The 17585-nt window shown below is 38.1% G+C and carries 6 protein-coding genes and 1 pseudogene; all 7 read left to right on the top strand.

All coding sequences use genetic code 11. The annotated features are described in order from the left end of the window. Positions 1-404: 404 nt before the first annotated feature. Positions 405-911, top strand: coding sequence for a helix-turn-helix domain-containing protein (locus tag ACFIM6_RS02150; protein WP_375611471.1), 507 nt, complete (start codon positions 405-407; stop codon positions 909-911). 1068 nt (positions 912-1979) lie between these two features. Then, on the top strand, positions 1980-8300 hold the full coding sequence (locus tag ACFIM6_RS02155; protein ID WP_375611457.1) for a Vomp family autotransporter: 6321 nt from the start codon (positions 1980-1982) through the stop codon (positions 8298-8300). Between the two features lie 632 nt (positions 8301-8932). Beyond that, a complete protein-coding gene (locus ACFIM6_RS02160) occupies positions 8933-14428 on the top strand; it encodes a YadA-like family protein (RefSeq protein WP_375611458.1) in 5496 nt (1831 codons plus the stop codon). A gap of 489 nt (positions 14429-14917) precedes the next feature. Then, entirely contained in the window at positions 14918-15184 is a 267-nt protein-coding gene (locus tag ACFIM6_RS02165) for a hypothetical protein (protein WP_375611459.1), read from the top strand. Next, the gene (locus ACFIM6_RS02170; protein ID WP_375611460.1) at positions 15139-15414 is read left to right on the top strand and encodes a hypothetical protein; all 276 of its coding nucleotides are present in this window, start codon (positions 15139-15141) and stop codon (positions 15412-15414) included. Before ACFIM6_RS02165 ends, ACFIM6_RS02170 begins: the two co-directional genes overlap by 46 nt. Positions 15415-15418: 4 nt before the next feature. Then, positions 15419-15721 (top strand): hypothetical protein, encoded by a 303-nt coding sequence (locus tag ACFIM6_RS02175; protein WP_375611461.1) that lies wholly within the window; start codon positions 15419-15421, stop codon positions 15719-15721. A 426-nt stretch (positions 15722-16147) separates the two neighbouring features. Then, a pseudogene (locus tag ACFIM6_RS02180) lies at positions 16148-17585 on the top strand (hypothetical protein); the annotation flags it as partial.

Below are 17585 nucleotides of genomic sequence, written 5' to 3' on the forward strand. Positions count from 1 at the left end.
TGAAGAGAATCGTATTAGGCTTTTTGCTTTTGAAAGAATATGACTGCAACTTTTGAGAAAGCAGTTGGCAAGAATTGGCTTGGCATGCAAACTGATAGAGTTGGCAGTGGCGCATTTAGTTTTTTCATTGGCCTGTGTCCAAATGTTTTTGACTCTGGAAAATAACCTCTGATAGGCTTGAGTTTTTTCGAGGTTATATTACAGGGGCGCAGCTCAGAAAAATACCACGGCGATTGCATTTTTTGTAATTGTCATAATTTTCGCTCCTGCTTGAATGGATGCTGTAACATCCGTTTTTGTGGGGTTATGTATGTGATAACTGCTCTTTTTAAGGGGCAGTAATGATAGATATAAATCAATATAGTTATTTAGTCAACAATTATATTGATTTTGGAGTGTTTTTTTTGGCTCGTCCGGAAGCAAAACCTAAAACTGAGTTGGCAAAACGTTTTCGTGAAGTGCGTCACGCTCTTGGTTTTACAGAGCGTAAGCAGTTTGCTGAACATCTTGGTATCACTGCTGGCTCTATAGGAACTTATGAAATTGGTATAAGTGAGCCTACAGCCTCTGCGCTCTCCAAATATCAAGAAATTTGTGGTGTTTCATTAGATTGGCTAGTAACGGGAAATGGCGAGATGTTTTCAGATATGGCAAAGGCAAAAGCAGCTGGTTTTAAACCGCAAGCGATACCTGTTGGGCTGATGAAAAAGCTTGGACATTTAGCTTATACGACCTATCATGATGCAAAAATAACACTTTCTCCTGAAGATGTTGCGGAATTAGCAGCAGAGCTTTATGGAAGATTGCAAGAGCTTATTCAAAACCTCAATGATATAGAAGAAGTCGAAGCCACTTTGCCACTTTTAAAATTACATTTAAAGCGTAAAATCGAAACTGAAAAGCACATCTAGAAATTTCATAAGATACGAATGAACAGCCTTTAAAAAAAATAAAACTTTTTTGATTTTCTGCTGTATAACCAAGTTTGGAATGTGAAGATCTCACGATCTTCGAGTCTCTTATTCGATCTGAAAAACGAGAAACTATCATTATAAATCAATAGACTGTTCTGATTAAAAATAAAACGGTTCATAAAAAGAACGACGGGTAGCAATACAAACAAAATTTCTTCAAAAGGAAGCGAGTATAGCATCATTCCTGAAATATTTGTTGGTTGAAGAAAAGATACGGACAACAGTGAAAATACAGTGGGTTCTGTGAGAGGAAAGAGTTTAGAAAACAGCTTCTTTTCGGTTTGTGATATTAAAAAATTTATACAATAGTGAAAATACAATGACGATGTTTTGTTCCTATAGAAGGGTAACAGATATATAAGAGAGAAGAACGAAAGACTATTTATAGATGCGCTTTTGTCTTTTTATGAAGATGATAAGATGAGTACGTTAAAACTTTTTACAGAGCGTGCATCATTATATTTAAGACAGATTTCTTTCAAAGAGATGTATAGTATATTGAAACAGTTTACCTCGCAACAAAAAGTGAGATTATCATGATAATCATTATCTATTACATTGTGCGATAAGTTAAAAAAATCATAAATTTGTGCGTATAAGAACAGCTAATTTATTGAGAAGTATTTTTACAAATTTATAAAAAATTATTTTTACGCTCTTGCCATTCTTCTGATGCGCTTTATTTGAAAAGTAGAATTGCTCTTTAGTGAAACTATTTTTGTTAAGAGATAAATCGCAGTGTTTTTGAATGGAGATTACGGTATATTTTCAAAGTCTTGTGTTTTTATTTATTTTTTAGCTTGAATCCCTCTAGCTAAAAGGGTTGGGGACTTTTCTAGATTCGATGTTGTTGCAGAGATTTTAGGTCGATGCCGGATAAGTATCGGTATCGTAGGGGGGAGTTTTGTCTTGATTTATTGGTTTTTGAAGTGCGCAAACTAAGGGTTTTGCCATGTGTGTTTTCGCGCGTTGTGATGATGTTGAACTCTGTAGGAGGAGATTCTTATGAAAAAAAAATATTCCACACCAAATTTAATTAAAGTTGTCTCTCTTAGTACGGTAATGGCGACACTCTTATCGAGTGTTTCTCCTGTTTTTGCGGCGAATCTTGCGATAGTAGGAGGGGCGAGTCAAAGTACAACTGGTACTGGTGTTGTATATCCACACGGTAGTCATGGGAGTGTTGTTTTTGCTGGTGATGATGACTACTGTGGTGTAGACAACGTTATTGGTCGTGGCGGCAAACAACAACAAGGAATTGCTGATAATCAACGAATAACCGCAGAGCAACAATATGAGCGATTTATTGGTGAGAAAGTTTTTGGAGGTCGTAAACCTTATGGCACGACTACTGAAAAGGTTACTTGGACTGGTGATGGGACATTAAGTGATCCCACTAAAGGTTATATGGGGACACCGACTGGCGGTATCGTTAGTGCAATGCCTGAGGCTTATGGTGTTTATTCTTTTGCAACGGGTTGTGGATCTGCAGCGACGGGTAATTATTCAACCGTATTTGGTGCAGGTGCGACAGCAAAGGCAGGGGGTGCACAAGCTTTTGGTGTTTCCGCACTTGCAAGTGGTATAGCAAGTGTTGCTATGGGTGTAGGCTCAGAAGCATCGGGCAAATCTTCAGTTTCTATTGGAGGGCTTGCAACTGCATTAGGTACAAATAGCATTGCTTTAGGTACAAAGGTAAAGGCAGAAAAGAGTTATACGATTGCTATAGGTACAGATGCTGAAGCTAAAGCTTCAGGTGCTATTGCAATAGGGGGCAGGCGCTCTGACAGAACCGAAGAAAATAATCCTAACAGAAAAGTAATCGCGAATGCTGAAAATGCGATTGCTATAGGTACGCAAGCTTATGCTGAAAAAGAAGATTCGGTTGCCATTGGTGTAAATTCGCAAGTGCTTGTTAAAGATGGTGTTGCTGTAGGTGGTGGGGCTATCTCTGATAGAGACAAGAATGTTGCTGGTTATGATCCTGTAACAGGTAAAGGGACAACAAAAACCAGTATAGCATGGAAGAGCACCACAGGCGCTTTTAGCGTTGGTGAAGTTGGTGGTATTGGTAAGGGTACGCTAACACGACAAATTACAGGGGTTGCAGCTGGAAGTGAAGATACCGATGCGGTAAACGTGGCGCAACTAAAAGCTATGAAAGATATCATAGCAGGGGGAGGGGGGTGGAAACTTTCTGCTAACGATACCGATCCGACAGATGTGAATTCAGGCAATACCGTAGATTTTTCAGTGAAAAGTGAAAAAGAAGCGGGAAAAGACAACTTAAAGATTGCAAAAAACACTGCAGATAATAAGCATAAAATTGAATTTACTTTAAATGATCATCTTAAATTGACGCAAGTCACCACAGGCCAAAGCACGATGAGTGATGATGGCTTTTTTGTTAACGGTGAAAGCGGTTCACGCATGACTGTAGACGGCTTTTTTATTAATGGTAATGATGGTCCAAGCATGACTATTGATGGTATTGATGCAGCCAAGCAAAAGATCACAAACGTAGCAGATGGGTCTGAACCTAACGATGCAGTGAATTATAAACAGTTGCAAGAGGTGAAAAACGCGAACAAAACGAGTTGGCAGCTTGCTGTTAACGGTGGAAATGCTACGGCTATTGGTCCAAATGGTACAGTAAATTTTCAGTCAGTTGACAATAAAGGTACAAAAAATATCAAGATCGAAAAAGATAATGATCACAATGTCACATTTGATCTAGCTGATGATATTCAGGTAATGACTGTCACAGCAGGAGACAGCATTATGGATGCTGCTGGCTTTAGATTTGACGGTGATGAGGGGCCGAGCATAACTGTTAATGGCATTCATGCTGGTAATAAAACGATTAAAGGGGTAGCGGCAGGGGAAGAAGATACTGATGCTGTAAATTATAAGCAGTTGACGGAGGTAAGAACACTTGCTGAAGCAGGCTGGAAACTTTCTGTTGATGGGAACAATGCTACAGATGTTAAAGCTGGGAGTACAGTAGATCTTGTTGCGGATGCGGGTGAGGACGGAAGCAAAAATATAAAGATTGCAAAAGACAGTAATAAAGTTACATTTTCTTTGAATGATAACCTTAAGCTTACGAGTGTCACGACAGGCAACAGCATTATGAGTGATGAGGGCTTTAAGTTTATTGATGGTAATGGACCAAGCATAACTTTGAATGGTATTAATGCTGGTGATAAAAAAATTACAGGAGTAGCTAAGGCAGAAGGCAATACTGATGCTGTAAATTATGAACAGCTGAAAGAGGTAAGGACACTTGCAGAAAATGGCTGGAAACTTTCTGTTGATGGTAACAATGCTACAGATGTTAAAGCTGGGAGTACAGTAGATTTTGTTGCTGGTGAAAATGAAGATGGTAGCAAAAATATAAAAATTGCAAAAGACAGTAATAAAGTTACATTTTCTTTGAATGATACTCTTAAGCTCACGAGTGTCACGACAGGCAACAGCATTATGAGCAACGATGGCTTTAAGTTTGTCGATGGTGGTCCAAGCATAACTATGAAAGGTATTGATGCTGGTGGCAAAAAGATTACAAAAGTGAAAGCTGGTACTGATGATACTGATGCAGTAAATTATAAACAGCTGAAAGACTTTACAGCGGGGATGGAAACGGGCTGGAAACTTGCTGTTGAAGATGAAGAAGCTACAGATGTTGAAGCAGGAAGTACAGTAAAGTTTGTTGCAGTTAAGCATAAAGACGATGATAATAATGAGAGTGAGAACACAAATATAAAAATTACCAAAGGTGATAACAATGAAGTAAAGTTTGATTTAAGCGAATATATTAAAGTTGGTCGTGTAGAAACAGGGGACAGCAGAATGAGTAATGCCGGTTTCATGATCAAAGATGGCCCAAGAATGACCAAGGGTGGTATTCATGCCGCCAATACAAAAATTACAGGAGTCGCAGATGGTAGCAATGAGCATGATGCTGTTAATCTTTCACAATTATATAAAATGAAGTTTGAGATAGAAGACAATAGTCTTGTTAAATGGAGTAAAAGTAAAAAAAATATTACCATTGGTGCTGAAAAAGAAGGTATCGAAATCAATATTGCGAACTCTGAAGGCAGAGATCGAATTATTTCTGGCGTTGCAGTTGGAAAAGTCAGTTCCGATTCAACAGAAGCAATAAATGGCCATCAACTGTTTAATTATATTACTAATATAGTGGATTTTTTTGGTGGTGAGGAGACAGATATACTTAATGGTATCAAACCAACTTTTATGGTTCAGAATACAAAACACGACAATGTAACGGATGCTTTCGCTGCTGTTGATACTTCTATCACAGATATTTATAGTCAGATTAATAATGTAACAGAAAATAGTCTTGTTAAATGGAAAGAAGATCAGAAGCTTATCACTATTGGTGCTGAAAAAGGCGGTACGAAAATTGATATTACAGGTACTGAGGGAGAGCGAACCATTGCAGGTGTAAAAAATGGTGAAATTTCCAAAGACTCCATGGAAGCTGTAAATGGTAGTCAAATTAATACAATAGCTGGAGATGTTGCAAAATTCTTTGGTGGTAATACCTCGTTTGAAAATGGTGTTTTTGTTGGACCACAGTATAATTTATCTACCGTTTCTGCAGATGGTACAGTAGTACAGAAAACATTTGACAATGTTGGTGAGGCTCTTGAAGGACTTGATGTAAATGTCAAGAATGTGAATAAACATATACAATATGTAGACAAGAAATTTGATGATAAATTTGATAAATTTTCTCAAGACGCGTTACTTTGGAGTGAAGAGGAAAAAGCGTTTGTCGCACTGCGTGGACCAAATGGACAGAAGACAGATAGTAAGATTAAATTCCTTGCGGATGGTGATATTTCAGAAGATTCAACAGATGCAATAAATGGTTCTCAACTTTATAAGATGGGCAATAAGATTGCGAATTATTTTGGCGGTGGTGCTCGCTATGAGAATGGAGAGTGGAGCGATCCTACTTTCAAAGTTTCTCAGCGTAATGAGGATGGCACTATTGTTGAGAAAACGCATCATAATGTCGCTGATGCTTTTGAGGGTGTCGATAATTCTATCACAGATATTTATAATCAGATTAACAATGTAACAGAAAATAGCCTTGTAAAGCAGGAGGGAGAAGATGGTCTTATTACTGTGGGTAAAGCAACCGGTGGTACTGAAATCAGCCTTGTAAATAAAGATAAGCAAGAAAGAACACTTTCCGGTGTAAAAGATGGAGAACTTTCTCAAACATCAACGCAAGCGGTAAATGGTTCACAGCTTTTTGCTACGGATAAGAAGGTTACAACTGTTACTGACAATCTTAAAACAGTCGCTCAAAATACATCGAAATATTTTGGTGGTAGTGCAGATGTATTGAACGGTATAGAACCAGCTTTCCTTATTCAGGGGGAGACCTATCATAATGTTACGGAAGCGTTTACAGGTGTTAATACTTCTATCACAAATATTGATAATAAGATTTCCGATGTGGTAAAAAATAGTCTTGTTAAGCAAGATGGAGGTGCATCAGGTATTATTACTATTGGTAAGGATACCGCTGGTACTGAGATCAATATTGCAGGTGTTGGTGGTTCAGGACGTAAAATTTCTGGCGTGCGGGAGGCAGAAAATGGTGATGAAGCTGTTAACAAAGACCAACTTGATAAAAGCATAGATAAGATTTCTAAAGATATTGAGACAGTAACTGCTGCTGCGGTTCTCTATGATAAGAATGACGATAATAGTGTTAATTATGGTAGTGTAACTTTGGGCGGCGATAAGAACAACGGACCAGTTGCTCTTCATAACGTAAAAGATGGTAGCATTTCTGAAAATTCCAACGATGCAATCAATGGTAGTCAGATTAATAAAATATCAGCAGATATTGCAAAGTTTTTTGGTGGTGGTGCAAAGTTCATTAACGGTGCTTTTGAAGGGCTGAAATATACTTTATCCGCTATTGTAGGTGGTGAAGTAGGGAAGGCTAATTTTTACAATGTTGGTGATGCTTTAACAGGTCTTGATAAAAATGTTCAAGATGTGAATCAACGCTTAACGAATGTATCCAATGAGTTTAACCAGAAAATTGAAGATTTCTCTAAAGATGCTTTACTGTGGGATGATGAGGAAGAAGCATTTGTGGCACGTCATGAAAAAGATGGTAAGAAAACAAACAGCAAATTGAAGTATCTTTTAGATGGTGAGATTGCTCAAGGTTCAACAGATGCCATTACGGGCAACCAACTTTATTCCATGAATAACCAACTTGCGAATTATTTCGGTGGTGGTGCCAAATATGAGAATGGCAAATGGACAGATCCTACTTTTAAGATTGTTCAAGTCAATGCTGATGGTACGACTGTTGAGACAGAGCATCATAATGTCGCTGATGCTTTTGGTGACGTCAATAAAAATATGTCAAATATTAATAACCGTATTGATGATGTCATCAACAAGGTCGATTCAGATGCTTTAAAGTGGAATGATAAAGAAAAAGCCTATGATGCTGGTCGCGATGGAAAGCCGAATAAAATTATCAATGTAGCTGATGGTAAAGTTGAAAAAGGCTCGAAAGATGCCGTCAATGGTGGGCAACTTTGGGAAACCAATGAACGTGTCACTGGTGTCGAAAAAGATGTGAAACATCTTACCAACAGAGTTGATACCATTTCCAATACGATTGCTGATATTGGTGATACAGTTATCAATATTGATGCCAAAGTTGATAACATCAATAATAGAGTTGACGGCATTGAAGAGGATGCTGTTCGTTATGATAGAGATGAAAACGGCAAAAAAACCAATAAAATCACATTAGCGGGGGGGGATGCCAGTGAACCTGTTCTGATTGATAATGTAGCTGATGGTAAAATTGAAAAAGGCTCGAAAGAGGCTGTAAATGGTGGTCAACTTCATGATTATACTAAAGAACAGATGAAGATTATTCTTGATGAATCCAAGCAGTATACAGATCAACGGGTTAATAATATTGTGATTGATGCGATTGATGATGCTGTTGATCGGGCTAAGCAATATACAGATATGAAGTTTGATATTTTAAACTATAGTATTGAGAGTGTGAAAAAAGAGGCAAGACAAGCAGCGGCTATTGGTCTTGCAGTGTCTAACTTACGCTACAATGATACACCTGGAAAATTAAGCGTTGGATTTGGTACTGGTTTATGGCGTAGTCAGTCTGCATTTGCCTTTGGTGCAGGTTACACCTCAGAAAATGGAAAATACCGCTCTAACATATCCGCAACAACTTCTGGAGGTCACTGGGGTGTAGGTGCGGGATTCAATATGACATTGAATTGATAATAAACAAAATACATAAAAATTCCTTTTCACCCCTGTCTCATGAGGCAGGGGTGAATTGTTGTTACGTATGTAAAAAAATATATATAAATTGATAAGCGCTAACGATAAATACAGGTTTAAAAAACAGAAAAACCGGACGCTTTCAACAAAATGAACCTCTTATTTCAAAATAAGATAATGAGTTTTTTCATAAATTATAAGTTTATTATTTTCTTCTTTAATTTTTAAATCTGAAAAATCTGTAGCACTCTACAGATAAAAAAACCTTTTGCTCTCTACAAATCTATTAAAAAGCTTTCTACTAAGACAAAAATCTCCATTCAAATGTATTTCAACTTTACTGGAAGAAGCTATAAAACAATATGCTAAATTAACTCTACCCCTTGCAAAAAACAACCAATAAGTTTAAAGGTTAAAAAAAACCAATCACCACAAAAAAATTTACTTTCTTAGGAAATGTAAAAGAGCAAAACGCATTAACCATAAAACCTAAAACACAACTTCTCTATCTTTTCAGTCAGGTACTAAATTTTTGAATACGTTTAGAAAAACCAATTTTAGGGGACCTAATAGCGTTTAAATGTGTCTTTTTTGTGTTTATAGTTATTTCTTTCATTGGGGAGTTCATTATGAAAAAATTATATACAAAATTAGCAGGGAGCAATTTAAAATTTTCTCGTTTTCCTTTTATTAAAGTCCTATCCTTGACTTCAATAGCGGCACTTTTAGCCAGTATTTCCCCTGTTTTTTCGAATGATTTGGATTCTTCTAGTTCATCACAGGAAAATTATTTAACAGCGCTGAATGTTGCTTTGACATCCAAGGTAAGTGCTGCTGATGACTATGAAAATTTTTTAACCAAAACTCTTACTGGTGTAAGTGATTATAGTCCTATAGTGAATGTTTTGGCAGAAACCAGCGATTCGATACGTTCAATTGATATGAATGCTGGAAGTAAAAAAATAACAAGAGCAGCTTTAACTCCAAGAGTTGTAAAGGGAGATCAGATAACTAGCAGTCAGGATTTGGGTAATCCTCTTATTTATGGTGAACGAGCTCAGGGAGAAGCGCATGATGCTATTGTTTTCGGGCAGGTAGCGCAGACGAAGGCTGACCAAGGGGTTGCTATCGGCTTAACTGCTTTAGCTGGTAGTAGTAGAAATACTAAAAATAGCATTGCAATCGGCTCTTCTCTAACCGATAGTTCTGATGAAAAAGAGAGAACAGTTTCATTTGGTGATTATAGTAAGGGTATAACCAGACAAATTACAGGCGTAGCAGCTGGTTCTAATGTTACCGATGCAGTGAACCTTAGACAGTTGCAGGACTTAGAACAAGTTGTAAGACAAAACGGTTGGAAATTCTCTGTTGGAGATAAAAATGCTACAACCGTTCTTATGGATAGCGCGGTAGATTTTTCCGCAGGAAGTAGCAACCTAAATATTACAAAGGGCGAAGATAACAATAAAGTAAAATTTGATCTGGCTCAAGACATTACGTTAACAAGCTTAAAAGCAGGTACAAATACCTTCGATGCCACGGGCTTAGTAATTACTGATGGTCCGAAAATAACCACCGGTGGTATTGATGCTGGAAATAAAAAGGTAATGGGCGTTACATCTGGTGATCTTAGTGCAGATTCACAAGAGGCGGCAAATGGTAGTCAGTTGAATGTTGTAGCTACCCATATAGCTGGATATTTAGGCGGTGGTGTTAAATTTACGAATGGTCAATGGGATAATCCAGAGTTCAAAATTAAAACTTTAAATCCTGAGACGAATGAGATGGAAGAAGAAAGTTTTCCAAATGTAGCCAAAGCCTTTGAGGGTGTGGGTAAGTCTTATGTAAATCTTCACAATGAGATTAAAAAAGCTGCCGATGATAGTGTCTTTAAATGGCACGCCGAAACGGAGAGCATTACAATTGCTGCCAGTGAGGGAAAAGGTGGGCAAGAAAGTATTGCTATAGGTAAGCTTTCAAGTGCAACTGCTAACAATGGTATTGCATTAGGTGGTTCTGCAAATGTATCTGGTGAAAATAGTATTGCATTAGGTGGTTTTGCAAATGCATCTGGTGAAAATAGTATTGCATTAGGTGGACTTTCAGCTGCAACAGCTAAAAATAGTATGGCATTAGGTTCAAATGTACAAGTACTTCCTGAGGGTGGTGTTGCTGTGGGTTATAAATCTGTTTCTCGTAACTCAGTGTCCGCAGTTGGCTATGATCCTTCCATAGGGAGCCAGTCAACGGATGATGGTGTGATATGGAAGAGCACTCAAGGAGCTTTTAGTGTTGGTGATACTCCGAATAAGATAACACGACAGCTTACAGGTGTGGCAGCGGGTTATGCAGACACTGATGCCGTCAACATTGCACAGCTGAAAAAATTAAGAGAATTTGTAGCACAAGGGTGGACACTTTCTCTTAATGATAAGGCTGTTTCAAACTTTCAGCCGGGTGATATATTAAATTTGGTTTCTGGAAGCAAAAACTTTGAGATTAAAAATAGTGATACAACAGACAATAAAGACAAAAAAATAACATTTGATTTGGCACAAGATGTCACATTGAACAGTGTAAAATTAAAAGACATCACTTTAGATAAAACGGGCTTAACTATTGAAAATGGTCCCAAAGTAATAGCGGATGGTATTGATGCTGCAGGTAAAAAAATAACAGGTCTTGCAGGTGGAGATCTTAGCACAAATTCGACAGATGCCGTTAATGGTGGTCAGCTTCATACAATTACTGGGGATTTATCAAAAATTTTAGGTGGAGATGTATCCTTTGATGGAAAAAACTTTAAAGTACCAGGGTATAAATTATCGAATATTGATAAAAAAGGTGAAGTAACAGATAAATCTCATACCGATGTTGGTTCTGCCTTTAAAGGACTTGATGATAATATCAAGAATGTGAATGCTCGTATAAAGGAATTTGAAAATGACCTCTCTTCGAATAGTTTAAATTGGGATGGCAGTGTAGGTGATGATGGTGCCTACAATGCTGCTCATGGTGAGAAGGATGCGAGCAAGATTGTTAATGTTGCTGATGGTAAGGTAGAGAAAGATTCGCACGAAACTATAACAGGTTCCCAGCTTTATGCACTGGGCAACAAAGTTGCAGAATATTTTGGCGGCGATGCTACGTATGAGAATGGCGTATTGAACAAACCAACCTTCAAACTCAAAGTTTTCAACTTAGAGAGCAATGAAATTGAAGTTGAAGAAAAAACCTACAATAATGTAGCGGAAGCCTTTGACGGAATTGATAAGAATTTCCAGAGTGTGAATAAGAATGTGCAGAACATCGTTAATGATTTTAATGACAAAGTCACGAATATCAAAGAATCTGTCCAAGGCGATGCTCTGTTGTGGGATGGTAAAGAACAATCCTTTGTAGCCAAGCATGGGGAAAAAGATGGAGAAAAGGAAAACAGCAAGATCACATCACTTGCCGCTGGTTCTATAATATCAGCTTCGAGTGATGCGATTAATGGCGATCAGCTTCATGCAATCACTGAGGATTTATCAAAAATTTTAGGTGGAGATGTATCCTTTGATGGCAAAAACTTTAAAGTACCAGAGTATAAATTATCGAATATTGATGAAAAAGGTGTTGTAACAGATAAACCGCATACCGATGTTGGTTCTGCCTTTAAAGGACTTGATGACAATATCAAGAATGTGAATGCTCGCATTAAGGAAGTCTCAGAAGGAGTTGCACAAGATTCTTTATCTTGGAGCGATGCTGACAAAGCTTTTGTTGCCCAGCATGGGGAAGGTGATGACAGAAAGGCAAGTAAAATCACATCGCTTGCTGTAGGAGATATTACGAAAGAATCGATGGATGCCGTAAATGGTTCTCAACTTTATTCACTGGGCGATAAGGTTGCAAAATATTTTTCTGATGACGCTGAATATAAGGATGGGGAATTGAAAGTTCCTGATTTTAAGCTCAAAATTATCAATGATGATGGCACTGAAGCTGAATCAAGCTATAAGAATGTATCAGATGCATTTTCAGGTGTGGGTAAACTTTTCACAAAGGTTCAAACTGCGATCAGCGATGTAATCAGTAATTTGCTTGTTACGAAAAATGAAGATGTTATCAACATTGGTAAAGGAGTAGAAGGTAGTGAAATCAATATCGCAAACAAGGGTGGTAAGGATCGAACTCTTTCTGGTGTAAAGGCAGCAGAAAAAGCCAATGAAGCTGTGAACAAAGAACAATTTGATAAAGGTTTGAAGGATCTTTCTGATACCCTTCTGTCGGATAGTTCTTCTGTTGTTCTTTACGATAAAACAACAGATAATCAAACTGATTATACAAATGTAACTTTTGGGAAAGGGAAGGATGCTACACCTGTTGCGCTCCATAATGTAGCCGCCGGATCGATTGCGGAAAACTCAACGGATGTTATCAATGGAGGACAAGTTCACATTCTTTCAATGGATATAGCAAAATTGTTGGGTGGAGATGCTGAATTTAAGGATGGTGCTTTTAAAGGGCCAACTTATAATTTATCTAGTATTGATAAAGGTGGTGAAGTAACAGATAAACCGCATACCGATGTTGGTTCTGCCTTTAAAGGGCTTGATGACAATATCAAGAATGTGAACGCTCGCATTAAGGAGGTCTCAGAGGGAGTTGCACAAGATTCTTTATCTTGGAGCGATGGTGACAAAGCTTTTGTCGCTCTGCATGGGAAAGGTGATGACAGAAAAGCAAGCAAGATCACATCACTTGCGGCTGGCTCTATAGTATCAGGCTCGAGTGATGCGGTTAATGGTGGACAGATTTATGATCTGAATCAGTCGCTAGCAAAGTATTTTGGTGGTGATGCTAAGTATGATGGTGATGGCTGGGTCCTTCCAGGTTTCAAGATAATGACTTTCCAAGAAGATGGAAGCTTTGTAGAGGAGGATTATGATAGCATTGCAGCCGCGTTTGCCGGTGTAAATAAGGTTTTCAAGAATCTTCATAATGAGATTTCAGACAACATTGAGCAAAATGCGTTGTTGTGGAGTGATGATGCAGGTGCGTTTGTAGCACAGCATGAGGAAGAAGGTAAAAAGGAAAACAGCAAGATCACGTTCCTTGCGAAAGGAAAGATATCAGAAGATTCGACTGATGCGATTAATGGTGGTCAGATTTATACTCTTCAACAGACATTTGCCTCATATTTTGGTGGAGGAGCTGGTTATGATAAGGAAGGAAACTGGCAAGGACCAAAATTCGCCGTTCAGGTCTTTAATAAGGATGGTACGAAAGGTGATAAAGAGGAGCGTAATAATGTCTCTGAAGCATTTGATGTTGTTAATGACAGCATGAGCACTATCAACGATCGTATAAAAGAAGTTGAAAAAGGTACCTCTTCGAATAGTCTGAATTGGAATGAAGAAAAAGGAAGCTATGATGCATCTCATGTTGATGCTCAGGGTGTTAAGAGTCCAAGTAAGATTATCAATGTAGAGGATGGCAAGGTAGACAGAGATTCAAAAGAAGCTGTGAATGGAGGACAGCTTTGGGAAACTCAGCAAATGATTACAGATCAGGTCAAGGATATTGAAAATAAAGTTACGGAGGGATCTGTACAATACGATAAAGATAAAAAAACGGGCAAAAAGACCAATAAAGTTACATTAGTTGGTGGAGATGACAGTTCTCCAGTATTAATAGCCAATGTAGCCGATGGAAAGATTGAAAAGGATTCGAAAGAAGCGGTTAATGGCGGTCAATTAAAAGATAAGATGGATTTTGTACTTGAAAATGCCAATAAGTATACGGATGAGCAAGTTTCTCATCTTGTAAAAGATGGAGTTAGTGAGGCTAATTCGTATACGGATATGAAGTTTTCGACATTAAGTTATGCTGTTGAGGATGTTCGAAAAGAGGCAAGACAAGCAGCAGCTGTTGGTTTAGCGGTAGCTGGTTTACGCTATAGTGATATTCCTGGAAAATTAACAATCGCATTTGGTAGTGGTTTATGGCGTAGTCAATCTGCTTTTGCTTTTGGTGCAGGTTATACTTCAGAGAACGGTGATATTGGTTCCAACTTGTCAATTACCACTTCTGGAGGTCACTGGGGTATAAGTACAGGGGTTAATGTGATACTCAACTAATAAACGACTAAATCCATAAAATTGATTTGCCTTTTTCTTAATTGAAGAAAAGGGCAAATTTTTTACTTTCTTCCAGAGTTCTCTAAAGCTATTCTAAATGTATAAAACACCCGTAATTATATAAAATCCGAATATAAAAAGCCTATGACAACTTTTTTTGAGAATAAAAGACCTTAATGGTAAAGATTTAAAAAATTGATTGCTATTATTTTGATTTATTAAAATGCTTCAAGAAATGTAAATACGAATATACCCTTTATTAAAAGAAGACAGTTTTAGCTTTTATTTTCGTATAGTTTTAAACGTATGCTTTATAATGCAACGATCTACAGATATGCAACGTACTCCAAACACAAGTATTGCTTTAGGGTAGTGGAGCGCAAACGGAAAAAGAATGAAGCGTTTCTGTAGGCAATATGGCTTACGCTTTAGAGAAAAGCAGTATCGCAATAGGTAGTGAATATAATAAGAAGAGCGAATACGGGGAAAATGATTATACAACTTGCGAAGAGTGATTATTCAACAGTAGTGGGAGCTATTTCTAAAGCTTTAGAATATGGTTCGATTTCACTTGGTCATTCCGTGCTATATGCATTTGCTCAAGAAGCTATTTCTATGGGCTTCTATTCAAAAGCAAATGGGGTTGGAAGTATCGCTTTAGGTTCTTATTCTAAAGTGACGGTTGATGGGGGGCTATTGAGAACAACTCTGTGTCCGGTAGGGCTGATGGCGTTTTTGGGTATACGTCTCTTCTGAAAGGACCGGCTAAAAACACCGAATCTCAATGGAAAAGTACGAAATTTGCAGTAAGTATTGGTGTTCCTAGTAAAAACATAACGCGACAAATTATAGGTGTAGCAGCTGGTAGCAAACCTGCCGATGCAGTGAACCTTAGACAGTTGCAGGATTTAGAAGAAGTCGTAAGAAAAAAAGGTTGGAAACTGTCTATTTCTGGTGAGGCAGCTAAAGATATGGGTGCTAGATAGTACAATGAATTTTTCATCTGGAGGAAGTAACTTCAGGGTTAAAAGAGATAAGGACGATGAAAATAAGCTCATATTTGGTTTGGCTAATGATATAGCATTGAAAAGCATAACATTAGGAGAGAAAAGAAAAGTCGATGCAACAGGCTTAGTAATTACTGATGTCCCGCAAATAACCACCGGTAATATTAATGCGGCAAGTAAAAAAGTAACAAATGTTGCAGAAGGAACTAGCAATACTGATGCAGTGAATTTTTCACAACTGAAGGGAATAAAAGAACAAGTAGCAGTGAGTATTTTTGTAAAATAGGATACAGCAACGAGACACATTACCATGAGTAAGGATATAGATGGGGCATTTTAGTAAAAAGCTTTCATAAATCCTCTAATGAAATAAAAGAGCTTATTCACGAAAAATAAACTGATGCCTAAGCGGATGATCAATAGGCACAAAAATTATACCTTTTTCAAAGAGATCAAAGCTAAAAACGACACACAACCTTTGATAGAAAAATGAAATCCATTCTAATATTAAGTATTTTTTTACCTTCCTCAAATTGACTTTCACGAACCTACCCCTAATTACCCTCTAAAGGCGTTGCAGAAACAACAGCTTACGTCTTAATTTTATTTATGTCCTAAAACACGCTGTAAAAGCAGGAACACGCAAGGGAAATAAGAAAGCTCTAGAACACACCTTTTTTGTGTTTTTAATCTATTGTTATGAGGGGGTATTATGAAAAAATATTCAACACCAAATTTGATTAAAGCTGTTTCATTGGGAACAGTTATAGCGGCGCTCTTGTCGAGTGTTTCTCCTGTGGTTGCTGCAAATCTTGCGATAACAGGTGATAAAGTTCAAAGTACAAGTGGTCCTAGCGTGTCTTATCAATACGCTAGCCATGGCAGTATTGTATTAGCTGGCGATAAGGATTACTGTGGTGTGTTTAATGTTGTTGATCGTGGTGGAAGCAATCAAGGTACTAATAACCAAATCACTGCAGAGGAACTATATGAAAGAGTTTCTATGAATAAAGAGATTAATGGCAAGCGTCCTTTTAACTGGGCGAAGGTTCAGCTTAATTGGGTTGATGATGGTCTGACCGGTAAGGGGGGATATATGGGAAAAGCAACCGGTGGTCTTTCAAATGTTCTGCCTGAAGCTTATGGTGTGTATTCTTTTGCAACTGGGTGTGGATCTTCCGCAACGGGGCATTATTCAACAGCATTTGGAGCGGCTGCAACTGCAAAGTTTGGGGGATCACAAGCTTTTGGTATTGCTGCACTTGCAGGTGGACAAGCAAGTATTGCTATAGGGGTTGCGTCTGAAGCAGTAGCAAGCAATACGATTGCTATTGGTGGGCGTGCAAAAGCAAAAGGCGTTGATAGTATTGCATTCGGTAACAAATCACTTGCAGGTGGACAAAAAGCAATTGCTATAGGTTATGGTGCTCAAGCTCAAACAGATCTTTCGATAGCGATTGGTTCAGATGCAAGAGCGACTGAGCATAAGGGTGTTGCTCTTGGGAGCGAGTCTGTGGCTGATGTTGCTGCTGGCGCTATCGGGTATAATTCTTTAACTAAAGGCCCTTCAGATTCTGACGACATGATATGGGCGAGTACGCTAGGTGCAGTGAGTGTTGGTGATGCTAAATCAAAAAAAACGCGCCAGATTGTAGGAGTGGCAGCTGGTAGTGGCGACACTGATGCCGTTAATGTTGCACAGTTAAAATCATTACAAAAATACGTAGACCAAGGTTGGACACTATCTGTTGGAGGTAAAAATGCTAAAGCTGTTGGTGTACAAGATACTGTAGATTTGTCGGCTGCAAGTGACAACCTTAAGATTACAAAAGGTGAGGAAAACAATAATGTAACATTTGATCTAGCTAATAATATTACAGTGGAACGAGTTACCGCTGGGAGAAGCTCTATCAGTGATGATGGCATTTTGTTTGCGGATGGGGCTAAAATAACTGTGGATGGTATTGATGCTGGCAATAAGCAGATTACAGGAGTGGCAGCTGGGGAAGAACCTGATGATGCAGTGAATTTTGCGCAGTTGGAGCAGGTTAATCGGGACGTTGCAAGTGTAAGTCAAAATACATCACAATATTTTGGTGGTGGTGCAGATGTATCTAATGGTAAAGCACCAACTTACACAATTCAGGGTA

The sequence above is a fragment of the Bartonella sp. AA9NXGY genome, from assembly GCF_042196845.1.
GTDB lineage: Bacteria > Pseudomonadota > Alphaproteobacteria > Rhizobiales > Rhizobiaceae > Bartonella.